The 20,182-nt window shown below is 72.2% G+C and carries 23 protein-coding genes and 1 pseudogene; 11 read left to right on the top strand and 13 right to left on the bottom strand.

The annotated features are described in order from the left end of the window. Positions 1-69: 69 nt before the first annotated feature. The gene (locus ACLJT4_RS21570; protein WP_411124199.1) at positions 70-840 is read left to right on the top strand and encodes a maleylpyruvate isomerase N-terminal domain-containing protein; all 771 of its coding nucleotides are present in this window, start codon (positions 70-72) and stop codon (positions 838-840) included. Between the two features lie 49 nt (positions 841-889). Here ACLJT4_RS21570 and ACLJT4_RS21565 read toward each other — a convergent pair whose 3' ends face one another. Together ACLJT4_RS21565 and ACLJT4_RS21560 are read right to left on the bottom strand one after the other, a co-directional pair. Then, entirely contained in the window at positions 890-1,510 is a 621-nt protein-coding gene (locus ACLJT4_RS21565; RefSeq protein WP_411124198.1) for a DNA polymerase ligase N-terminal domain-containing protein, read from the bottom strand. Between the two features lie 131 nt (positions 1,511-1,641). After that, the gene (locus ACLJT4_RS21560) at positions 1,642-2,154 is read right to left on the bottom strand and encodes a MarR family transcriptional regulator (RefSeq protein ID WP_411124197.1); all 513 of its coding nucleotides are present in this window, start codon (positions 2,152-2,154) and stop codon (positions 1,642-1,644) included. Positions 2,155-2,217: 63 nt separating this feature from the next. Between ACLJT4_RS21560 and ACLJT4_RS21555 the strand changes: the two genes are divergently transcribed. Beyond that, entirely contained in the window at positions 2,218-3,225 is a 1,008-nt protein-coding gene (locus tag ACLJT4_RS21555) for an amidohydrolase family protein (protein ID WP_411124195.1), read from the top strand. 54 nt (positions 3,226-3,279) lie between these two features. Here ACLJT4_RS21555 and ACLJT4_RS21550 read toward each other — a convergent pair whose 3' ends face one another. Continuing rightward, positions 3,280-3,600: a hypothetical protein gene (locus tag ACLJT4_RS21550; RefSeq protein WP_275467178.1), complete on the bottom strand. Its 321-nt coding sequence runs from the start codon at positions 3,598-3,600 to the stop codon at positions 3,280-3,282. A 270-nt stretch (positions 3,601-3,870) separates the two neighbouring features. Between ACLJT4_RS21550 and ACLJT4_RS21545 the strand changes: the two genes are divergently transcribed. The 6 genes from ACLJT4_RS21545 to ACLJT4_RS21520 all read left to right on the top strand — a co-directional run bounded on the left by ACLJT4_RS21545 (position 3,871) and on the right by ACLJT4_RS21520 (position 8,229). Beyond that, a complete protein-coding gene (locus ACLJT4_RS21545) occupies positions 3,871-4,233 on the top strand; it encodes a VOC family protein (protein ID WP_411124193.1) in 363 nt (120 codons plus the stop codon). A 273-nt stretch (positions 4,234-4,506) separates the two neighbouring features. After that, positions 4,507-4,833 carry a hypothetical protein gene (locus ACLJT4_RS21540; RefSeq protein WP_016576116.1) on the top strand — a complete coding sequence of 109 codons (327 nt, stop codon included), beginning with the start codon at positions 4,507-4,509 and terminating at the stop codon, positions 4,831-4,833. 363 nt (positions 4,834-5,196) lie between these two features. Continuing rightward, positions 5,197-5,892, top strand: coding sequence for a response regulator (locus tag ACLJT4_RS21535; protein WP_411124191.1), 696 nt, complete (start codon positions 5,197-5,199; stop codon positions 5,890-5,892). Between the two features lie 46 nt (positions 5,893-5,938). Continuing rightward, entirely contained in the window at positions 5,939-7,000 is a 1,062-nt protein-coding gene (locus ACLJT4_RS21530; protein ID WP_411124189.1) for a sensor histidine kinase, read from the top strand. 203 nt (positions 7,001-7,203) lie between these two features. Then, the gene (locus ACLJT4_RS21525; protein ID WP_411124187.1) at positions 7,204-7,797 is read left to right on the top strand and encodes a hypothetical protein; all 594 of its coding nucleotides are present in this window, start codon (positions 7,204-7,206) and stop codon (positions 7,795-7,797) included. A gap of 36 nt (positions 7,798-7,833) precedes the next feature. Continuing rightward, positions 7,834-8,229: a hypothetical protein gene (locus ACLJT4_RS21520; protein WP_016576121.1), complete on the top strand. Its 396-nt coding sequence runs from the start codon at positions 7,834-7,836 to the stop codon at positions 8,227-8,229. A gap of 242 nt (positions 8,230-8,471) precedes the next feature. Here ACLJT4_RS21520 and ACLJT4_RS21515 read toward each other — a convergent pair whose 3' ends face one another. Beyond that, positions 8,472-9,620, bottom strand: coding sequence for an MFS transporter (locus tag ACLJT4_RS21515; protein WP_411124185.1), 1,149 nt, complete (start codon positions 9,618-9,620; stop codon positions 8,472-8,474). Between the two features lie 350 nt (positions 9,621-9,970). Between ACLJT4_RS21515 and ACLJT4_RS21510 the strand changes: the two genes are divergently transcribed. After that, the gene (locus ACLJT4_RS21510; protein ID WP_411124183.1) at positions 9,971-10,894 is read left to right on the top strand and encodes a LysR family transcriptional regulator; all 924 of its coding nucleotides are present in this window, start codon (positions 9,971-9,973) and stop codon (positions 10,892-10,894) included. A gap of 147 nt (positions 10,895-11,041) precedes the next feature. Here the strand turns inward: ACLJT4_RS21510 and ACLJT4_RS21505 are convergent, their stop codons facing one another. The 3 genes from ACLJT4_RS21505 to ACLJT4_RS21495 all read right to left on the bottom strand — a co-directional run bounded on the left by ACLJT4_RS21505 (position 11,042) and on the right by ACLJT4_RS21495 (position 14,031). Next, the gene (locus ACLJT4_RS21505) at positions 11,042-11,275 is read right to left on the bottom strand and encodes a hypothetical protein (protein WP_411124181.1); all 234 of its coding nucleotides are present in this window, start codon (positions 11,273-11,275) and stop codon (positions 11,042-11,044) included. 735 nt (positions 11,276-12,010) lie between these two features. Continuing rightward, positions 12,011-12,772 (bottom strand): pirin family protein, encoded by a 762-nt coding sequence (locus ACLJT4_RS21500; RefSeq protein WP_411124179.1) that lies wholly within the window; start codon positions 12,770-12,772, stop codon positions 12,011-12,013. Between the two features lie 290 nt (positions 12,773-13,062). Continuing rightward, positions 13,063-14,031: a pentapeptide repeat-containing protein gene (locus ACLJT4_RS21495; RefSeq protein ID WP_411124177.1), complete on the bottom strand. Its 969-nt coding sequence runs from the start codon at positions 14,029-14,031 to the stop codon at positions 13,063-13,065. A 276-nt stretch (positions 14,032-14,307) separates the two neighbouring features. On the opposite strand from ACLJT4_RS21495, the gene ACLJT4_RS21490 reads away from it, so the two are divergent. Continuing rightward, positions 14,308-15,000 (top strand): haloacid dehalogenase type II, encoded by a 693-nt coding sequence (locus ACLJT4_RS21490; protein WP_411124175.1) that lies wholly within the window; start codon positions 14,308-14,310, stop codon positions 14,998-15,000. Between the two features lie 456 nt (positions 15,001-15,456). Beyond that, a complete protein-coding gene (locus ACLJT4_RS21485) occupies positions 15,457-16,383 on the top strand; it encodes a D-alanyl-D-alanine carboxypeptidase family protein (RefSeq protein ID WP_411124173.1) in 927 nt (308 codons plus the stop codon). 144 nt (positions 16,384-16,527) lie between these two features. On the opposite strand, the gene ACLJT4_RS21480 is transcribed toward ACLJT4_RS21485, so the two are convergent. The 6 genes and pseudogenes from ACLJT4_RS21480 to ACLJT4_RS21455 form a co-directional block, all read right to left on the bottom strand. After that, complete coding sequence (locus ACLJT4_RS21480) at positions 16,528-17,106, bottom strand: fasciclin domain-containing protein (RefSeq protein ID WP_411124171.1); 579 nt, start codon at positions 17,104-17,106, stop codon at positions 16,528-16,530. 541 nt (positions 17,107-17,647) lie between these two features. Continuing rightward, positions 17,648-18,010: a hypothetical protein gene (locus ACLJT4_RS21475; protein ID WP_411124169.1), complete on the bottom strand. Its 363-nt coding sequence runs from the start codon at positions 18,008-18,010 to the stop codon at positions 17,648-17,650. Between the two features lie 74 nt (positions 18,011-18,084). Continuing rightward, complete coding sequence (locus ACLJT4_RS21470; protein ID WP_411124167.1) at positions 18,085-18,663, bottom strand: hypothetical protein; 579 nt, start codon at positions 18,661-18,663, stop codon at positions 18,085-18,087. Beyond that, positions 18,647-19,591, bottom strand: coding sequence for a DUF6286 domain-containing protein (locus ACLJT4_RS21465; protein ID WP_411124165.1), 945 nt, complete (start codon positions 19,589-19,591; stop codon positions 18,647-18,649). Before ACLJT4_RS21465 ends, ACLJT4_RS21470 begins: the two co-directional genes overlap by 17 nt. Beyond that, positions 19,588-19,773, bottom strand: a complete 186-nt coding sequence (locus ACLJT4_RS21460) for a hypothetical protein (protein ID WP_411124163.1) — start codon at positions 19,771-19,773, stop codon at positions 19,588-19,590. The genes ACLJT4_RS21465 and ACLJT4_RS21460 overlap by 4 nt, the downstream gene beginning before the upstream one ends. A gap of 60 nt (positions 19,774-19,833) precedes the next feature. Continuing rightward, positions 19,834-19,950: pseudogene (locus ACLJT4_RS21455) on the bottom strand (Asp23/Gls24 family envelope stress response protein); the annotation flags it as partial. Positions 19,951-20,182: the final 232 nt, after the last annotated feature.

The following is a 20,182-nucleotide window of genomic DNA, read 5'->3' as shown; positions in this document are numbered from 1 at the left end:
GGAACGGCACCGGTGCCCTGTCCGACGCGGGTGGTTTGGCCAGGGCTCCCGTCCGGATACCCATGGCCCATGATCCCCTCAAAGGTCGACGACACCCTGCCGGAACTGGCGCCGTTCCTCCACGCCGTCCAGGCACGTAGGCCCGACGACGGCACCTGGTGCGAGGCGTGGACGGTGCGCGACGTCCTGGCCCACCAAACGGGCAACGCCGAGGAACTGGCCCGGGTCCTCGGGGCGTTCCTCGCCGGCGCACCGGTGGCGACCCGGGGCTTCGAACGGGAGGAGCCCTACCGGCGGATGTCCGACGCCGACCTGTGGGCGGCGTTCATGGCCGGCTGCGAACGGCTCACCGAGGTCGCCGCGGCCGCCGCACGGGACCTTTCGCCGGACACGGAGGTGGAGTGGACCGGCCGGGTCGTGAAGGTGCCCTTCTTCGCGGAGCACCTTCGAGAGGAACTCATCCTGCACCGCTGGGACCTGACCGGCGACGACCGCACCGCCGTGCAGGCGCTCAACGAGCCGTGGATGACGGAGCACAGCGTGGTGTCGGTCGGTCGACCGTTGCTGAAACGGGGCCGCACCGGCCTCGACCTGGGACCCGAGGGCCGGGTCGAGGGGCGCCTGCGCACACCGGGCACGGACGACGTCGTCGTGGTGGCCGACGCGGACGGCGCCAGCATCCGACTCGCCGCCCCCGAAGGGCCCGCCACGATCGAGAGCGACGCGGCCGTACGCGTCCTGCTGCTGTGGGGACGACGCCCCGCCGATCCGGCGCGTTGGCACAGCACCGTCGGCCCCGACGCGCTGCGCAGGGTGCGGACCCTGCTCAGCGGCTACTGAGACGACGGTCCCCACGCGGCCGGCGCGGCCCGCCAGCCCGCCACCCGCGCTACCGGTCTGCCGCGCCCCCGGCCGCCTCCTCGACCACGCGTCCGAGGGTCCGACCGCTGAGCACGGACCGGGCCCGTCGCGCGTCGGGCGCGCCGTGGTCCCCGGCCCGCCCGTCGTTCTCCTTGACCAGCAGCCAGGCTTCCCGCTCTCCGGCGCCACCGCCGCGGAACCGGGTGAGCGCGTAGCCGCCGTGCAGCTTGCTCCCGTCGAGCCAGAAGGAGGCGTGGCCGCGCTCCAGGGCTTCGCCGAAGGTGCGGCCGCGGTCCTTGCGCCCCGGCAACGGGCGGTAGCTGCCCTCGTCCCAGACGATCACGGTGCCCGCACCGTACTCGCCCGCCGGGATGACGCCTTCGAACTCCCGGTACTCCAGCGGATGGTCCTCCGTCGGCATCGCCAACCGCTTGTCGTGCGGATCGGCGGACGGGCCCTTCGGCACGGACCAGGACTTCAGCACGCCGTCGACCTCCAGCCGGAAGTCGAAATGCAGGGTGCTGGCGTCGTGGATCTGCACCACGAAGTGCGGTGCGGCCTCGGAGGGGGTCCGCCCGCCCCGCGGCTCGCCGGTCCGGTCGAAGTGCCGCCTGCCCCGGTACGTGGTCAGCGCTTCGTCGCCGCTCACGGTCCGCCCACCTCCCATCGGATGCCGGATGCCGGATGCCGGATGCCGGATGCCGGATGCCGTGCCGCACCTCCACTGTGGCGCGCGCCGGATCGCGCCGCACGCGCACCCGGACCCGTGCCGGCCGGGGCCTACCGGTTCGGTCCGGGCATCGAGTCGGTGATCAGCTCGGCGAGTTCGTGCAGCTGCGTCGTGAGGACGCGGCGCTCCTCGGGCGTGAACCGGGACAGGGCGCGCGACTGCCGGGCCCGCAGCTCGGTGCGCATCGCGGCGAGCCGGCCGGCGCCGTCCTCGGTGAGGCGGATCAGGACCTGGCGTTCGTCCAGGTCGGAGCGGCGCCGGGTGACCACGCCGGCGGCTTCGAGCTGCTTGAGCATCCGGGTCGCGGTCGGCACGCTGACGTCGGCGTGGGAGGCGAGCCTGCTGACGGCCAGCCCCTCGCTCCGCACGTCGTCGGCCAGCGGGTCGAGGAGCGCCAGCTGCGCCATGGACAGCCCGGCCGAAGACCGCCCGGCGGTGGCGGTCCGCGACCGCCGCATGGCATAGAAGAGCTGGTCAGCGGCGCGCGCCAGCTCCTCGACGCCACCTTCGTCGGGGGTGGCGTCCCGGTCGTCCACGACCTCGTGCTTGCTCGCCTCTCGCATGATTGTTAGCTTACTCAATGAAACACTTAGCAAGCTAACAACTAGAGAGCTAAGGAGCTGGCGATGAACTTCCCCGCCCGCATCGACGTCCACCAGCACATCGTCCCGCCGGTCTGGGCCGACGCCCTCGCCGCGCGCGGCCTGGACTCCGGCGGCTGGGCCGTCCCCGCCTGGAGCGCCGACAGCGCCCTCGCGATGATGGACCAGCAGGGCATCGCCATCGGCGTGCTCTCGGTCACCGCGCCCGGCGTCCACCTCGACGGCGAAGGCGACGCCGACGCCCGAGACCTGGCCCGCGCCGTCAACGAGTACACCGCCGAACTCGTCAAGGACCGCCCGGACCGCTTCGGCCACTTCGCCAGCGTCCCCCTGCCCGACGTCGACGCCGCCGTCGCCGAGGCCGTGCACGCGCTCGACGTCCTGGCCGCCGACGGGGTCGTGCTGATGTCCAACGCCCACGGCCGCTACCTCGGCAACCCCGACTTCGAGACGCTGTGGGCCGAACTCGACCGGCGCCACGCCAACGTCTTCGTCCACCCCGCGCAGCCCCCGATGCCGCTGCTCCCCGGGACCCCGGCCCCCCTGGCGGACTTCGTCTTCGACACCACCCGCACCGCCCTCAACCTGGTGCTCAACGGCGTCATGAACCGCTACCCGAACGTCCGGGTGATCCTCTCCCACGGCGGTGGCTTCCTGCCCTACGCCGCCTACCGCTTCTCCGGCCTGGCTCCGCTCGCCGTGGACCCGGACCGCGACTCCGACGCCGTGCTGCGCGACCTCAAGCGCTTCTACTTCGACACCGCGCTGTCCGCCAGCCCCAGCGCCCTGCCCGCCCTGCTCGCCTTCGCCGAACCCGGCCACGTCCTCTACGGCAGTGACTGGCCCTTCGCACCCCAAGAAGCGGGCACCTACTACAACACCTACCTGGAGACCTACCCCGACTACGCCCCCGGCCAGGCCGACGCCATCAACCGGACCAACGCCGAAGCGCTCTTCCCGCGCCTGGCCGGCCGCACCGGCACCGCCAACGCACCGGCGGGCGACGGCCACACGACGCCGCCCGGTCGGTGAAGCCGTGGCGACGGGCCCCACCGGCCACGTCGCCACCACTTCGCGGAACGCGTCCTAGTGCGGATTGAAGATGACGCTGGCGAAGCGCGCGCCCGCCGGCGCGGCCTGTCCGGGGGCGAGCTGCGTGAAGTGGCCCCGGCAGCGCTTGCCGTTGTAGACCGCGAGCGGCTTCTTCGTCGCGTTGCGCGCGCCGCGCGCCGCCTGGCTCATGTCGAGGCACTTGTTTTCCGGCGGGTTCTTCAGCGCGTACGTCTTGCCGTTGGGTCCCACCCACGCGAACGAGCCGCTCGCGGCGGCCGCCACACCGGCGGGGAGGGAGAGGGCCAGAGCAAAACTACTGACACCGAGGGCAATGCGGTGGAACGGGCGCATCATTGTCCTTTCGCGGACAGGAACGACAATTGACACCCGGACCAACGGCCGAGCCGCGGAGAAGGAAACGGTCTGCCCCGCGGTGTGGCCGCGAGGCGTGGAACGGGCGGAAGCCGAAGCCGGTCCCGCCCGCCCGCAGTTCGGCGATCCGGCGCTCGTCGTTCGAACCGTTCGCCGAGGTGTTGGCGGGCGGTTCCGATGAAGCCAGGATGGGACGCTCGGTCTGTGCCCGGGCCGCGAGTTCGTCGCGCCTGCCGTCGAGAAGGAGAAGCCATGCTCGTAGCTGTCGACCACGTGCAGCTCGCCGCCCCGCCCGGCAGCGAGGACCGGTTGCGGAGGTACTACGGGGACGTGCTCGGCATGACGGAGATCCCCAAGCCCCCGGTCCTCGCGGCGCGCGGCGGCTGCTGGTTCCAGGCCGGCCCGGTCCAGCTCCACCTGGGCGTCGAGGCGGATTTCCGGCCCGCGAAGAAGGCCCACCCGGGGCTGCGCGTGACCGGGATCGAGGAGTACGCCGCCCGCCTGGAGGCACGCGGCGCCCAGGTCGTCTGGGACGACGACCTGCCGGGCCACAAGCGCTTCTACTCCGAGGACCCCGTGGGCAACCGGCTCGAATTCCTGGAGTCGGCGCGGTAGGTGGTAGGTCGTAGGGGGCGCTGGAGGCGGGGCGCCGGACGGGCCTGGTCGAGCCGACGGCCGCGGTGACGCCACGCCTCGGACCGCGCTGGCATCACGCGAGGTGAGCAACCGAGTGCGCCTGGACGTGCCGGCCTGGGCCGGCACGTCCAGGCCCCGCATCGCGTCCGGCGGCAGAACGGGGTGAACTGGAGAGGAGTGGCCGGCTTCGCGCGGTGTCCGCGCACCGCCGCGTCGACCCGGCACGCACCGCCATCGATGAGGGGATGCACCATGCCGGCAGGTTCGAGCAGGAAACGCGAGCGGCAGTACGAGCACATCAAGGAGCAGGCCGAAGAGCGCGGCATGCCCGAAAGGCGTGCGAAGGAGATTGCCGCGCGCACCGTGAACAAGGAACGTGCCCGCGCCGGAGAAGCCAAGACCGCCAGCCGGACGTCCCTCCGGGACCCCAAGTCCGCCTACGAACGAGGCGGCGAACGCAGCCACCGCGGTGCGCAGGGCCCCACGAAGGACCAGCTGTACGAAGAGGCCAAGAAGAAGAACGTCGAGGGCCGTTCCCACATGAACAAGGAAGAACTTCGCAAGGCGGTCGGTCGGTGAAGCGCGGGTAGCCGACTTCCGGGCCGCCGCCCAACGGTCGAGCCGGCCCGCCCTGCCGACCTTGGGGCGCGCTGGTATGCGTGTGCCTGTGCCTCGGTCCCGGTGCGTCGTCTTGCTGTCCTGCGCTCATACCCACCCCACTTCGCTGTACCGGCGGCCGGCTCCCATCATCGCCAGGCCGGGCACTCGTCCGGCTCGCGGAGCCCGCGGCCGTGCCTCAGACGCAGCTGCCGGGAGTTCGACCAGGAGGGAACCGGCCGGGGCGTGACTTGGTGGGGGTAACGCGTGCAGAACGGTCGGTTAACCTGAATCCGTTATTCCGGAATTCATGGGGGCAGCGGGACTTTGACCAGGGTGGACGTCATGGTCGTCGATGATGAACCGTTGATGCGCGGCGGTCTCCAGCGCATCTTGGAAACCGACGAGAACATCCGTGTCTGTGCGACGTGCGACGGGGGCGAAGCCGTGGCCGCCGCGCTGCGGCATCGCCCGGACGTGGCGCTGGTCGACATCCACATGCCCGATGTCGACGGGGTCGCCGTGCTGGAGGAACTGCGTGCCTTGGCGCAGCCGCCGGTCGTGGCCATGCTGACGGGGTTCGGCAGCGACGCCAACGTCGTGCGGGCACTGGCTGCGGGGGCGTCGGGCTTCTTGCTCAAGGACCGGGCGTTGGACGAGTTGATTCCCGGTGTCCACCTCCTGGCCGCGGGCGGCAGCGCCCTGTCCGCACGGGTCACGCGCGCCATCCACGCGGCTCCACGGCCCGCGCAGGCGGCGGTGAGTGCCGCCGGTCCGGGGTACGCGGCCCTGACCGGGCGGGAGCGCGAGGTGTTCTGGCTGTTGCCCACGGGGGCGTCGAACGAGGAGATCGGTCGGCGGCTCTTCCTCAGCAAGACGACGGTGCGCGACCACGTCAGCGCCATTTTGGCCAAGCTCGGCGTGGCCAACCGGATCCAGGCGGCGGTGCTCGCGCAAAGCCTGGACGCCCGCGTCCCGGAGCAGTCGCGGGGCCAGGCAGGTGCGACGCCGTCCGCCCCGGCTGGCGCGTCACAGGGGTAGTGGTGCGGCGATGAGGCGTCCGCCGAGGTGGTTGATGGAAGGGGCCGTGCTCGGTTCCGCCACGGTGGAACTGTTCACCGTGGTCGACGAGGTCGGTGTGGGGGCACGGTGCACGTACCTGTTGGCCGTGGCGTTGCTGACGGTGCGCCGTCGCTGGCCGCTGGCGGCCGTGCTCGCCGCCCTTCCGGCCGCCGTCACCGGCTACCTGTGGCTCGCGCCGATGTTCGCGCTGAGCACGGCGGCCGCGGTGCTCGGCAACCGGCTGGTGGTGTACGCCTGCGCGCTGCTGATGTTCCTCGTCGCCGCGATCCCGTGGTGCGAGGAGATCCGGGACTGGTCGATGTCCCACTGGGTGACGGCGTTGCTGGGGCCGGGGCTCTTCAGCGCCGGCCCCTTGGCGTTGGGGCGGCTGGCCCGCATCAGAGGGGAGCTGTCGCTGCGGGTGCGGGAGCTCACCGAAAGCCGGGAGCGCGAGCGGCTGCTCGTGGCGCAGGAAGCCGTGGCCGCCGAACGGGCGCGCCTGGCACGGGAGATGCACGACGCGGTGTCCCACCACGTCAACCTCATCTCCGTCGAGGCCGGAGTGCTCTCCCTCACCGCCGACCACGCCGATGCGCGACAAGCCGGGCAACGGATCAGCGCGTTGAGTTCCACCACTCTCGACGAGTTGCGGGACATGCTCGGCGTCCTGCGCGGTCCGAGCGAGCCGGAACCGTCGCCCGGCCTGGCCGAACTGCCTGCGCTGATCGCGTCCAGTGGGCTCGACGTGAACCTGGCCTCCCGGCTGCCGTCGGACGCCCGTTGGTCCGCCGCGACGGAACTCGCCGCGTACCGAACGGTGCAGGAGTCGTTGACCAACGCCGCCAAGCACGCTCCGGGCTCCCGCGTCACGGTCACGCTCACCGCAACGGGCGGCGTCGACCGCCCGGCGGGGGAGTTGACCGTCGAGGTCCGCAACGGCCCTCCGGCGACGGGCGCCACACCCGCGCCGGGCGGCGCGGGCCACGGTCTGGTGGGGCTGCGGGAACGGGCGGCCCTGCTCGGCGGCACGGTGACCGCGGAACGGACCGGCGACGGCGGTCACCTCGTGCGGGCGTGCCTGCCGTGACCCCCGACGGGTGTCGGGGCCCCGACACCCGTCCGAACAAAACGGACGGCGTAGCGTTTTTGCGGAGGAAGGCGTTGGATTCCGCCTTGTTGCGTGAACGTGGCGACAGTGACAATCACCATCGCCGCCCGGAGGTACGGGTCGAAACGAACTCTCCGGGCGGCGACACGACAACGCACAGCACCATCAGAGAGGGCACACGCGTGTCTGCCTCCATATTGTCCCGCACCGCCCTGCGCCGTATGGCCGTGACCGTGGCCGGCGTCACCGCCGCCAGCATCTTCGCGACCACCGCGACCGCACACGCCGCGGAGGCCCAGTCCCACCAGGCGCCGCGCCCCGCCGCGGCCGCGGACGTCGCCGACGACATCCCGTTCGACGACGCATCGATCGACGCGTTCGCCAACATCCTGCGCATCATCGACGAGATCCCCGAGTCCGTCCTGGCCCAGGGTCAGGAAGCCACCGTGAAGTGGCTGGAGGAGCACGCCGGCATCAAGGCGGTCGAGGCCACCGGGCCGGTCCTGTACGCCTTCAACCTGGCCGGTTGCTCGCGCGGCATCCTGCTCGCGGTCGGCTCGAACATCTTCGCCATCGCCAAGGTCTACAAGGTCAAGAAAGCCATCGACAAGCTCGGTGGCATCAACAAGGTCATCACCAAGATCCGCTCGAAGAAGAAGGCGGGCAAGACCTTCAAGAAGGGGATCATGGAGGTCTTCGAGGAGGCCGGCGGCGGCCTCGGCGGCATCGCCGCGGAGATCCTCGGCATCGACGGCGTCGTCAAGAACTGCTGGTAGTCGCCGGCCGTCCGGCCGGAACCGAGGAGGGCTCACATGATGACCATGGCAACGGCGGCGTCCATCCTGCGCTGGGGATTCCTCGTCGCGGGGATGTCCGTGCTGATCGCATTCTCCGTGACGGCCGTGCGCCGTTGGCGCGCCGGCTCACGCTTCGGCGAACTGACCGACGTGATGGAACGCGAGTGGTTCAGCGCCGGGAAGGTGTTCTTCGCGGTGCTGGCGGGGGCGGCCGGTTCGTGGGCCGCGGCCTACGTGGGGGGAACCCGCAGTCCGCTCACCGAAACCGTCCCGATCGTTTTCCCCCTCGGCCTCGTCGCGGCCTTCGTGGTCTGCCGGTACGCCGGGCGGGGTGGCAACCCCCTGCGCGTGAAGGTGCTCGCACTGCTCCTGGCACCGCTGGCGCTGGGAACCGTCATGACCGGGTGGTGACCGTTCACCAGGTCACCACCTGAGGTCCGATCCGACCATCTTCCGCCCGCGTTCGCCGGCCCCCGCGCAACGTCCGGGGGCCGGCGAACGGCGTTTCGCCACGCGATGTGGAGGCGGGTGAACGGCGAGGCGACGGTACGGACGGCGGCGCAGAGGCCCCACCAGGCCGGGGTCTGCCGCGCACCCGGAGCCGGCCCCTCCCGGCCCAGGCACCCCCGGGCCGTTCACGGTCGGGCGACGCCTCAAGGCTGTTGGGCGCCGCCGCCGGTCGTGCGTCTGGTGGCCGCCCAGACGACGCAGAGCAGCAGGGCCAGGGCGGCACCCAACACGCACACCCCGTTCCAGCCGGCTTGGGCGTGCGCCGCGCCGGCCAGCGCCGAACCGACCGCGCCACCGATGAAGTAGCACGTCATGTAGGCGGAGGTGATGCGGCCGCGCGCCTCGGGGCGCAGGGCGTAGATCAGTGACTGGTTGGTGATGTGCACCCCTTGGTGGGCGAGGTCCAGCAGCACGATGCCGATGATCAGCGCGGCGAGGAGGTGCGCGCCCAGGGCCAGGGCCCACCACGAGCCGAGCAGGAGCAGTGCACTGACGACCGTGGTCAGAGTGGTGCGGCCGCGGTCGGCCAGCCGTCCGGCGGCCTGGGCGGCGACGGCGCCGGCCGCGCCGGCCAGTCCCAACAGGCCGATCTCGCTGTCGGACCAGCGGTAGTCGGGCCCGGACATCAGGAAGGCCAGGGCCGTCCACAGCACACTGAAACAGGCGAACGCCAGCATGCCGATGGCCGAGCGGGCGCGCAGCACCGGTTCCTCGATCAGCAGGCGGCCGGTGGACCGGAGCAGTTGCCCGTAGCGCAGGCCCGCGCCGCCCCGGTACTGCGGAAGCACGCGGTGCAGCGTTGCGGTCAGTACGAGCATCGCGCACGCGGCGACCCAGTACACGGTGCGCCATCCGCCGACGGAGGCGAGCGCGCCGGAGGCGGTGCGGGCCAACAGCATGCCCAGGACCAGTCCGGTCATCACCGTTCCGACGGTTCGGCCGCGCTGCTCGGGCAGGGCCAGGTCCGCGGCGAACGGCACCAGGATCTGGGCCGTCACCGACAGCAGGCCGGTCAACGTGGTGCCGATCAGCAGCAGTGCGGTGTTGGGCGCGATCGCCGTCAGCGCGAGCGAGAACGCCGTGGCCAGGGTGAGTGCGCAGACCAGTCGACGCCGTTCGAGCAGATCGCCCAGCGGCAGCACGAGGACCAGTCCGAGGACGTACCCGACCTGGGCGGCGGTGACCACGAGCGAGGCGGCCGCCGACGACAGGCTCAGGTCGTGGGCGATGGTGTCCAACAGCGGTTGGGCGTAGTAGTTGCTGGCCACGCACAGTCCCACGGCCACGGACATCACCAGGAGGGTGCGGCGCCCGGGCATGCCTGGGCTCGTGGCGCCAACTTCTTTGTGCGGAGCGGTGGTTGGGCCAGCTGGGGAAGCGGGGGAGGAGGGGGGCGGACTTGCGGAGGATGCCACGGGCGGGGCACTCCCTTCTAGCGGTACTCGTCCGCGGACCCCGGGGCCGTCCCGATCGAGGAGTGGGACGACGGTGGTTGGCCGGCGGGCCGGTCGGCAGACGACGTGGCGGGCGAGTGGGCGAGGGGGCGGTGCGGTGGGTGCCTTGCCCGTTCATGCTGTCCACCCTGGTGGCATGCGTCCAACAGATAGTTGTCATACAGGCCATCTCGGATCAAGATGCCTGGATGGAACTCCGTCAGCTCACCTACGCCGTCGCCGTCGCGGACACCGGCAGTTTCACCCGTGCCGCGCAGCGCTGTTTCGTCGTGCAGTCCGCGCTCAGCCACCAGATCGCCCGGCTGGAGGAGGAGTTGGGTACCCGGCTGTTCGAGCGCGGCAGCCGTGGCGTCCGGGTCACGGCGGCCGGTGAGGTGTTCCTGGGGCCGGCCCGCGAAGCGTTGGCCGCGGTGGAACGTGCCCGCGGCGAAGTGGTCGCCCTCGGGAGTCGGCTCCGGGGCACGCTGAACATCGGCACCATCACCCCGCTCGCCGCGGTGGACCTGCCGGACCTGCTGGCCACCTACCAGGAGCGGCATCCGGCGGTGCGCGTCACCTTGCGCACCCGGCTGGTCAGCGACCTGCTGGAACAGGTGCGTGACCACAGCTGCGACCTGGTGTTCGTCGACGCCAACGCACCGGAACCCCCACGGGGACTGATCGCGCGCAACCTCGCGCACGAGGACCTCGTCGCCATCGTCGCGGCCGACCATCCCCTGGCCGCAGCCGTCGAGGTCGCCCCGGCCCAACTGGCCGCAGGCACCATGGTCGACATGCCACCGGGCTCGGGGATCCGCCGCCACAACGACGCCGCGTTCGCCGCGGCCGGCGTCACCCGCAAGGTCGCCTTCGAGGCCGACGCCATGACCTTGCTGGAACCCCTCGTGGCCCGCGGCCTGGGCACCGCGCTGGTGTCCGCCGCCTCCGCCGCCCGCATGCCCACCGTGCGGAGCGTGCCGGTGACGGGCGTTCCACCCCGCGTGATCCAGGCGCTGTGGAAGCCCTCCGGCGCCTCGCCGGCCGCCAGGGCCTTCGTCGAGCTCCTGCGCGAACGGACCCCGGACGCCCTTCCTGAGGAGGACGGTCGGCCAGGGGCGGGCCCGACGGGCTGAGGCGGCGCATGACTGTTCGGTACGTCTCCTCGGCCGGGAACGGAACGCGTTCGCCCCGTGTCCGGGGCGGCTGTTTCGGGGACGCCGTCGCCGCGCCCTGATGTCGGACGAGGTCCCCGCCGGTGCAGGCATGGCACCGGCGGGGGCTCAGGGCGCGACGCCGAGACCCGTGGGTGTGCGGTGCGGGTCGGGTGCCGTCGCCGCGGGGGCCGTGGAGGCCGGCCGGGGGGACTGTTGTTGCTGCGGGGCGTCGTGGACGTGGGTGCCGATCCAGTAGCCGACCAGTAGGCCGAGGACGAGCAGGACCTTGTGCCGGTTGGCCTTCCACCCGGTGGGGCGGGCGGGCTCGGTGAGCACGCCCAGGACGGTCGGGGTCTGCATGGGCATCATCAACTCCCTTCGCTGGTTGGTGGGTTGGCCGGGCGGCCGGCCCGTGTTCCCGGAGTCGACTGGTGTTCTCGCAGCCGACTGGTGCTGAGGGGCGGGGCGCCCGGGAGGGGGCGGTGTGGCGGTGGGTGGGCGTGCTGGGGTTCGACGGCGGCGTCGGGCCCGCGGTGGGGCATCTCGTGCGGTCCGGGTGCTGAGGGTGCCGACGCCTGCTGCCGTGAGGGTGCCGGTGCCGTGGGGGTTCCGCCGCGGTTGGTGGTGCGGCGGGACAGCAGACGGTGGAGCCGTGGAGGGCGCGATGTCGTGGGGGCGGTGAGGTAGGTGCGGATCGACTGGGCGATGACGACCCGGAGACCGGTGGTTCGGCAGGTGCCCATGCCAATCTGCCTGGGAGAGAAGGCGATCGACAACTGGTTTATGGCCGGCCGAGGACGTCAGCGGGCCCGTGCCGTGACGCGTTGGTGTCAGCGAATGCGCTGGTCGACCGGGGACGGTGGGTATGCCGCGGGACGAGGTGCGGGGCGGCGCACGGGGTGGCGGTCGGCCAGTACCGGGTCGTGGTCGCGCAGTTCGCGCAGCAGCCACTTCCCGCCGCCCTGCCAGTCTGCTGGCGGCTCCTCCCTGGCACGGGGCAGCCGATGGTGTGGGGAGTTCGGTGCAGCCCGGACGCTGGCGCGTAGGGCGGGCGGGCCCGGCCGTCGTGCGTGCCGTAGCCCGCCCGCCTCTCGCTCACTTCATCGCGATGGCGGCGTCCATCTCCCACATGAGGACCTCCGCGCCGTCCGGGCCGGCGGTGATGCGCTGCCCCTCGGCGCGCGTGATACGTGCCGCGTCTCCCGTGGCCAGCGGTCCGCCGCCCTCCAGCTCGACGTTGCCCCGGGCGACGAAGAGGTGGGCGAACGGAGCGGTGGCGATCTGGAGGGTCTCGCCGGAACGCATGCGGCTGACGTGCAGGGCCGCGTGCTTCTGACGGATGCCGATCGCCCGCTGGTTGGCGTGCTGGGACATGCCGGAGGCCAGCGTGCTCCAGCCCCCGCGAGCGAGTTCGTCGTTGATGTCGAGCTGCTCGTAGCCCGGGCGGATTCCGGCCTCGTCGGGGATCACCCACATCTGGAGGAAGTGGACCGGGTCCTCGTGCTCCGGCTTGCCGGTCAGGGTCCACGAGTCGTTCTTCTCGCTGTGCAGGATGCCGGTGCCGGCGCTCATCCGCTGCGCCAGACCCGGGTAGATCACGCCGTTGTGCCCCTCGGAGTCCTGGTGCACGAGGCTGCCGTCGAGCACCCAGGTGACGATCTCCATGTCCCGGTGCGGATGGGTGTCGAACCCGGTGCCCGGCGCGACGACGTCGTCGTTGGAGACCAGCAGGAGCCCGAAGTGGGTGTTGTCGGGGTTCCAGTGGTGGGAGAACGAGAAGGAGTGGTGCGAGTCCAGCCACCCGGCCTGGGTGTGGAAGCGCTCGTCGGCGCGGCGGACGTCGAGGGTCGAAGCCATGGTGCGGTCCTCTCTGGCTGGTGTGGGCGGTTCGTGACCTGGTGTTCCGCGGGTCGGGCCGGGTGCCTGCGGCCCGGGGAAGGGGGCACCTCCCACTTGGTTGAATCATAAACAAAAGCGGGAGGCGTGGGTATTCCGGGGCCGCGCGAGCGGTCGCACGGCACGGAAGGTGGTTGCCCTGGTGCGGAGGGTGAGGGATCGTCCTGGTGTGGTCACGGACCGGCCGGCTCGCGCCCGAGCGCACGCTCCGGGGTGCGCGGGCGCGAGCCTCCGTCTCTCCTCGTGGGTCGTCAGGCAGGCGGCGCGGTCGGTGGGGGAGGGGAGGTCGATGAGCCCCGTTGGTCGGTCCAGGCGGCGCAGTCGGCGAGGCGCGCCCTGATCCACGGGTCGGCCGCCAGGTCCGGCGGCAGCCGGGTCCCCTCGTCGAGCAGGGAGCCGGACAGCTGCTCGGCGGTCACACCGCGGGTGTCCGTCAGGTCGGTACCGCTGAGATCCGTGCCGACCAGCGACGTCCCGCCCCCGAGATGAGCGCCGCGCAGATCGGCGTTGGCGACTGCTGCGCCGTCGAGATGGGCTCCGGCGAGCATCGACAGGCGGAGATCGGCGCCGTTGAGGATGGCGCCGCGCAGGTCGACTCCGCGCAGGTCGGCCCGGCGGAGGTCGGCCCAGGTCAGGTAGGAGCGGGCGAGGCGAGGCGGGGCGTCGAAATCGAAGCTGCGCATCATCAGCCCGACGAGGGCGGTCCGGCGGAGGTCGACCCGACGGGCCTCCTCGCGCTCGGGCCTGTGGGCGAGGACCTCCATCGCCGCCCTGATGTCCGCACGCGGTTCCGTGCCGAACGGTGGGGGAGGCCCCTGCTGCCCGGCGCCCTCTTCCGGGGGCGGTTCGGCCTCGCGGCGGGCGTGCTCACGGACGAACGCGGAGAGCACCGACACGACGGTGGCGTGATCCTGCGGCGACTCGGCCATGACCTGCTCCAGGCCGTACACCGCCCCCAGGCGCTCCTCGAGCTTGTCGGACGCCAGCTGCCCGATGGCCGTGCTGAACCGGCCGGTCACCTGGCCGCGCCGCGACAGGTGGTACGTGCGGGCCGTGTATCCGAACCCGAGCAGGACCGCCGCTCCGCCCGCGGCGGTCAGGACGGTTTGGCGCACCGCGTTGAGTGCATCGGCCTGCTCCTTGCCGTTGAGGTTGCGCACCGTGCCGCCGGCCACCAGCCACGACACCGGCCCGAGCATGACGAGGATGAAACCGAGCACGGCCGGGACCCCCAAGGCCAGTCCCGTCGCGGCTCGATGACGGCGAACCCAGCGCGTGCAGGCCCGTATGCCACTTCTGGCGCGTTCATGAGATCTCACAGCAGGCCATCCCATCGCATCACGGCGGCAGTTCACCAGCTCGTGCGGTGTGGGGAGTTGAGGGCCGGATTTCCGCTGGGTGAGCCATGCGTTGCATCACCTCCTTGACCGGTGACGCGACGCATGGCAAGGTCGTCACCTGCTGAGCTGGTGATGCCTGGATCGCGAGGAGCGCACATGGCCGGGAGCCACGCCATCGAGGTCGTCGTCTTCGACGTCCTCGGAACGCTGGTCGACGAACCCAGCGGACTGCGCGCGGCAATTCGCCGGGCCGTGCCGGCCGCTGACGATGCGTCGGTCGGCGAGCTGCTCGCCGTGTGGCAACAGCACGTGGAGCGCGAACAGCGCTGCATCACGCAGGGCCACCGGGCGTACGCCAACACCCAGATCATCGACGCGGAAGCGGCCCAACGCGTCGCCGACCAGGCCGGAATCACCGATCGGGCAGCCATCGCCGCACTGTCCACCGCAGGTCAGCGCCTGCCTGCATGGGCCGACTCCGTCGCCGGTCTCGAACGGCTCGGGCAGCACTTCCCCGTGGTCGCTCTCTCCAACGCCGGCCGCGCCGCCCTGCTGCGCCTCAACGCGGGCGCCGGGCTGCGCTGGCACCAAGCCTTGTCCGCCGAATCCGCCCGGACCTACAAGCCGGCCCCCGAGGTCTACCAGCTCGCCATCGACGCCGCCGGATGCCCCCCGGACCGCATCCTCATGGTGGCCGCCCATGCCTGGGACCTCCGCGGAGCCCAGGCGAAGGGCCTGCGGACCGCCTACGTCCAGCGACCGGTCGGCGATCCACCGACACGCTCCGACGCCTTCGACTGGCGCGTCGACGGGCTGGACGAACTGGTCACCGCACTGACGGCGAGGTAGCCGTACGAGGGTTGGAGACCGGCCGCATCCGGTGAGGGGCGGTGCAGGGTGGTGCCGTGATCGGCTGGTTGCCGAGGAGGTACTCACCCACCAACGGGCCGAGCAGCACCAGGGCCAACGCCAGAAGCAGCCGACGGCGAGGGCGAGTCGTGGGTGTCGGGGAAGCCATCGCGTCCAGAGTACGGACGGGATCGGCCCCGACGCAGGGCGATATGCGTACAACGCTCCCGTCCCGTTCCGCCCGGCCCCCGCGCACCGCAGCCGCCATGACCTCGACGAAGGGGAGACGATCCCACCGGGTGCAACGGCGCCACGAGAGGAAAGATCGGTGCCAGACGCGGGGGCGACGGACCCGATCCGCCGCCCATGACGTTTGATGGCGGAGACACGCAACTCAACTGCCCTTGCCGGTACCCACGGTTCGGGAAGCGGCAGTCCGCACATGGAGCACACTCTTTGACTGTCGGAACTCTCACCAAGCGCGCAGTTGCCCTCGCGGGCGGCACCCTGCTCGCCCTCTCCCCGCTGACCGCGCAGGCTGCGACCCCCACCCAGCCGGAGCCGCAGCCGACCCTCGCCGCCAAGGGCGCCTCGTTGGTGGACGACACCAGCGGCGACACGCTCTTCGCCAAGGACGCGGACACGGTCCGTCCCATAGCCAGCACGGCGAAGATCATGGCCGCGTCGGTCGTGCTCGACACCACGGGCGTCGACCTGGAGCGCCAGGTCCCCGTGCAGCAGGCGTATCGGGACTACGTCACCCAGCACGGATCCAGCACCGCGGACCTGCAGACCGGCGACAAGGTCACTGTGCGTCAGCTGCTGTACGCGACCCTCCTGCCCTCTGGCGCGGACGCCGCCTACGCGCTCGCCGACACCTTCGGCTCCGGTACCACCAGCGCCGAGCGCACCACCTCGTTCATCTCGAAGATGAACACGAAGGCCGGTGAACTCCACCTGTCCAAGACGAAGTTCACCTCCTTCGACGGCGGCGGATCCGACTCCAGCACCCCCACCGAGCTGGCCGAGTTGGCCCAGCACGCCATGAAGAACGACACCTTCCGCACCATCGTCAAGACCAAGGAGTACAAGGGGGAGGCGCCCGCCGCCAACGGCCGTACCCGCTACTACACCTGGACCAACACCAACCAGCTGCTCGGTTCGTACGACGGTGTCATCGGGATCAAGACCGGGACGACCACGCCGGCGGGCGACTGCCTGGTCTTCGCGGCCACCCGCAACGGCAGGACCCTCGTCGGCACCGTGCTGAACAGCGCCGACCGGTACGCCGACGCGGCGAAGCTGCTGGACTACGGATTCGGTGCCAGTACGGCGAAGAGCATGAAGCTGCGCGCGCTCCCGACGCGCGCCCAGCGCGACTGATCCGTCCCCGCGACCCCCGCGCGGCGTACGGTCGCCACGGTGACCGCACGCCGCGCGGGGCGATCCGCACGTGATCCGTCGACTGACGTGCGTGCAGAAGGCCACGCCCCCGAGAGTCGTGACCCCGCCGCCCCTGGGGCGCCGTCACTTGGGAGGCGTCAGCACGTGGTCGATGAGGTACACGGTCGCGTTCGCCGCCTTGAGGTTCCCGCAGGTGACCTGGGCGGTGTTGTTGACGGTGTACGTCGAGCCGGAGACCTGGGTGGTCAGTTCGCCGCCCTCAAGGGTCTTGAACTTCCCGTTCGGGAACTGCTTGGGCGTGATCTGCTCGCCGACCACGTGGTAGGTGAGCACCTTCTTCAACTCCTGCTTGTTTCCCAGGAGTTTGGCCAGATCGGCCTTCGAGATCTTGGAGAACGCCTTGTTGGTCGGGGCGAAGACCGTCAGGTGCTTGCCGTGGTTGAGGGTGTCGACGAGCCCTGCCTTCTTCAACGCCGTGACCAGCGTCGACAGGGAGGAGTTCTGCTCCGCGCCGGTCACCACCGGTTTGTCGGCCAGGGACTGGGCACTGCCCGGCCCGCTGTGGGGCAGTGCGGAGCACTGCGAGCCGACGGTGTCGGCTGTCGGAGAGGCGGCGGCCGGTGTCGCGGCGGCGGCCCAGCACAGCGGCAGGGCGGTGGCCGTCGCGATGGTGAGGGCGGTACGGATGCGGTGGGTGCTCATGAAGAACCTCCTCCGGCCCCGCGCTCCGATGCTGGTCACCACTGGCATGGGGTGCACAGAAGCAGCTCGGAAGGATGGTGGGGAAGTCGGATCGTCGCGCATGCCGGCGCGGTGCGGACTCGTGTGCCGCGCAACACCGCGGGCGACGTCGATGCCTCGGGCGGGGCCGTTGCCCTGTGGGCGAAGTACCCGGAACAAGTGATCTGTTTCACAACAGGCTAGCACGGGTGCGCGAACGGGGTCCGGCGAGGTCCCAGGGCCTGGGGGGACGGGATGGCGGCGCTGCGGGGCACCATGCAGAGGCGTGCGGCCCGATGCGGTGGACGGCCGCGCGCCGTGGCCGGCGCACGTGCCCGACGCGCGCGACGTGCACGCTGCGGACGCTCGCGCACGGTGCCGCTCCGGGCCGGCGGGATTCCGTAGCGACCTGCTGCGCAGCCCGCGTGCGTGCCTGCGTGCCTGCGTGGCTGGGTGCCTGCCGCCTCCGCCGACGGTGTGCGCCCACCCGCGGACAGACACCGGGCACCTGCACCGACCTTCGCTACGGCCGCTCCTCGCTCTGTCCGCAGAGCCACGCCAGCGCCACGTGCACCCCCTCCACGTAGTCGTGCGCCGCGCTGCCCGGTGACAGGCTCTCCAACCGCACGGCCGCCGCATCGGACTCGGCCGTCAAGTACGGCATCGCGGAGTCGGTTTCCAGGGGCCCGCCGGTCACCGGCCCGGTGGTTTCGACGCCGAGGGCCCACCGGCAGGCCGCCAGGAACCCCTGCGCCAGGCGTGCCTGGCGGGTCTCGCCGGGCGGGAGCGCTTCGAGCCCGGCGCACACTTCCTTGAGTTCGGACCGGGGCCGCGCTCCCACGAGTGCGTCGCCTTCGGCCGGTGGGGGTTGCTCGTCACGTGTCATGAGGCGTTCCTCGGGCTCGGGTCGGACGGGGAAGTCCCGGCCGGGCGGTCACCACCCGCTGTGCGGACGGGAGTTCAGCGTAGGCGGCGCGGCCGGTGCGCGCTTCGATCGAGGTGGACGTGGGCGGTGAGGTGGCGGGGCCGGGCCGCGTGCCGCGCCGGTGCGAGGACGGTGCGGGCGAACTCGTCCAGCACACGGGACGGTTGGGCGTCCGGGACGAGGCGGAGCCGCACCCGTGCGTGCAGCCGGTCCTTGCGGGCCGTCATCCGGCCGCGTGCGCGCGCCACTCCGGTCAGCGCGGCCGTCTGCTGGCCGAGGACCTCGGACAGGGCGCGGGTACGCAGGCTCACGCCGGCCGGGCGGAGCGGTAGGCGGCGGTCCTGCGCCGAACGGAACTGCCAGGCGCACCAGGCCAGACAGAGCACCGTCGCCACCGCGCTCGCGGCGAGCCGCACGGTGGTCCACGGCACGCCGCCCGGTGACGGGACCCCGCCGTCCAGCATGTGCGCCGGGGACGTCGCCGCGGCCCAGCCGTCCGGGAACCGGTCGCGCGGCGCGGAACGCGTCACGACGGCCCACAGGCCACCGGCCACCACGGCCGTGGCCAGGAGGCCGAGGAGCGTGCGGTTGACGACGTTACGGATGTGCGGCACGGTACGCCACCTCCGGTTGCTCGGTGGCCGTCGGATCGGTTTCGGGGCGCCGCCAGGCGGCCGTGGGGCGTACGCGGACCCGCAGGCGGCGGGGCCGAGCCAGACCACAGGCGGCGACCGCGTCCCGGGCCACGGACCCGACCTCGTCCCGGGACGCCACGGGGTCGCCGAAGGCGAGCCGAGCCCGCACCACCAGGCGCCGGCCGCCGACGGCGACACGCACCGCCCCGATGCCGGACACCCGGGCCACCGCGCCGCCCACCACGGCCGCCACCGCGCGCCGGGTGAGCACGGCCCCGGTGCCGGGGGCGGGCGGCGCCAAGGGGAGGCCACGGCGCCGACCGGGCGCCAACGCCGCCCACAGCAGGACGGCACCCAGCACCACCCCGGCCGCGCCCGCGGCCACCACGAGCCCGTCACCGGGGGAGGACAGCCACGTCACGACCCGGGCGTGCCAACCGGCCCCGCGGTGCGGCGCCACGGTGCGGACGACGAGATCCGCGCATCCGAGCGCGCTGACCGCGGCCCCCGCCAACGCCACGACCGCGGACGGCAGTCGCCGCTCGGACCACGGGCCGCGGGCCGGCTGCCGCCGCGGGGCGTCGACGTCGGCTCCCTTCGTCAACGAGACGGCCCGGCGCGGCCGCAAGCCGCTCAGACCCACGTCGGCGCTGACGGTCAACCCCGTCAACTCCCGGGTGCGCGCCGTGACGTGGCCGTGGACGTCCGCGCCGGCCTCGTCCAAGGGCACCGGGTACGGGGCCGTGACACGCAGCGCCACCTCTGCGTGACCGCCGCGGACGGCGGCCCGGGCGCCGGTCACCTCGACCCGCTCACCGGGCAACGCCTCGGTGGCGGCCCGGGCGGCGATGGCACGCACCGCCCGGTCGCCGACCCGCGTCGTGCCCCGCTCGCCGGCCGCCGTCACCGGTTCCTCCAGCCGCCCTGGCCCAGGAACTCCCGCAGGTCGGTCCCGTCGTCCAGTAGGCGCCCCAGTACGTACCCGATCGCACCGAGCGCGGCGACCAGGAGGAACGCCCCGAATCCGCCGAACCAGGCGGCGAACGCCAGGGCCACCCCCGTCATCAGGCCCATCGTCGCTCTGTTCACCACTGACCTCATTCCCCTCGTGGAACCGTCCCGGACCCCGTGCGTGACGCCGTGTCACCGCTACGCGACGCGGGTCTCCCCGGCGGGCCGGGCGTCGTCCTCGGGGAGGTGGACGTCGTTGACGGCGACGTTGACCTCTACGACCTCCAGCCCGGTGATGCGTTCCACCGCCGCGATGTCGGTCCGCGTGACGATCACCAACCGGGTGTGAGCCCCGGTTCGCGCCGCTCGGCGGGCCACCACGGAATGGCGACCGTCTACCGCCGCGGGCCACTCGGAGCAGACCCGCCGACCGCGTCGCCACGGTGCCCACCATCGCGGCCCTGACCAAGTCGGGCCCCAGCCGGGACGGGGGGCCCGGCTGGGGTACCACTAGGGCTGCCCCGAACACCCCTGCTCACACTCACCA

The sequence above is a fragment of the Streptomyces sp. x-19 genome (genome assembly GCF_046549115.1).
In the GTDB taxonomy this organism is placed as follows: domain Bacteria; phylum Actinomycetota; class Actinomycetes; order Streptomycetales; family Streptomycetaceae; genus Streptomyces; species Streptomyces albulus_C.
The sequence above is the reverse complement of the archived record's forward strand: the minus strand, read 5'-3'. Positions and strand labels throughout refer to the sequence as shown.

Excerpts from the sequence above, each read along its gene's own strand:
- ACLJT4_RS21555 (WP_411124195.1), top strand. The coding sequence starts at position 2,218 with ATGAACTTCCCCGCCCGCATCGACGTCCACCAGCACATCGTCCCGCCG.
- ACLJT4_RS21570 (WP_411124199.1), top strand. The coding sequence starts at position 70 with ATGATCCCCTCAAAGGTCGACGACACCCTGCCGGAACTGGCGCCGTTC.
- ACLJT4_RS21490 (WP_411124175.1), top strand. The coding sequence starts at position 14,308 with ATGGCCGGGAGCCACGCCATCGAGGTCGTCGTCTTCGACGTCCTCGGA.
- ACLJT4_RS21520 (WP_016576121.1), top strand. The coding sequence starts at position 7,834 with ATGATGACCATGGCAACGGCGGCGTCCATCCTGCGCTGGGGATTCCTC.
- ACLJT4_RS21475 (WP_411124169.1), bottom strand. The coding sequence starts at position 18,010 with ATGACACGTGACGAGCAACCCCCACCGGCCGAAGGCGACGCACTCGTG.
- ACLJT4_RS21535 (WP_411124191.1), top strand. The coding sequence starts at position 5,197 with ATGGTCGTCGATGATGAACCGTTGATGCGCGGCGGTCTCCAGCGCATC.
- ACLJT4_RS21540 (WP_016576116.1), top strand. The coding sequence starts at position 4,507 with ATGCCGGCAGGTTCGAGCAGGAAACGCGAGCGGCAGTACGAGCACATC.
- ACLJT4_RS21560 (WP_411124197.1), bottom strand. The coding sequence starts at position 2,154 with ATGCGAGAGGCGAGCAAGCACGAGGTCGTGGACGACCGGGACGCCACC.
- ACLJT4_RS21515 (WP_411124185.1), bottom strand. The coding sequence starts at position 9,620 with ATGTCCGTGGCCGTGGGACTGTGCGTGGCCAGCAACTACTACGCCCAA.
- ACLJT4_RS21505 (WP_411124181.1), bottom strand. The coding sequence starts at position 11,275 with ATGCAGACCCCGACCGTCCTGGGCGTGCTCACCGAGCCCGCCCGCCCC.
- ACLJT4_RS21500 (WP_411124179.1), bottom strand. The coding sequence starts at position 12,772 with ATGGCTTCGACCCTCGACGTCCGCCGCGCCGACGAGCGCTTCCACACC.
- ACLJT4_RS21480 (WP_411124171.1), bottom strand. The coding sequence starts at position 17,106 with ATGAGCACCCACCGCATCCGTACCGCCCTCACCATCGCGACGGCCACC.
- ACLJT4_RS21550 (WP_275467178.1), bottom strand. The coding sequence starts at position 3,600 with ATGATGCGCCCGTTCCACCGCATTGCCCTCGGTGTCAGTAGTTTTGCT.
- ACLJT4_RS21510 (WP_411124183.1), top strand. The coding sequence starts at position 9,971 with ATGGAACTCCGTCAGCTCACCTACGCCGTCGCCGTCGCGGACACCGGC.
- ACLJT4_RS21545 (WP_411124193.1), top strand. The coding sequence starts at position 3,871 with ATGCTCGTAGCTGTCGACCACGTGCAGCTCGCCGCCCCGCCCGGCAGC.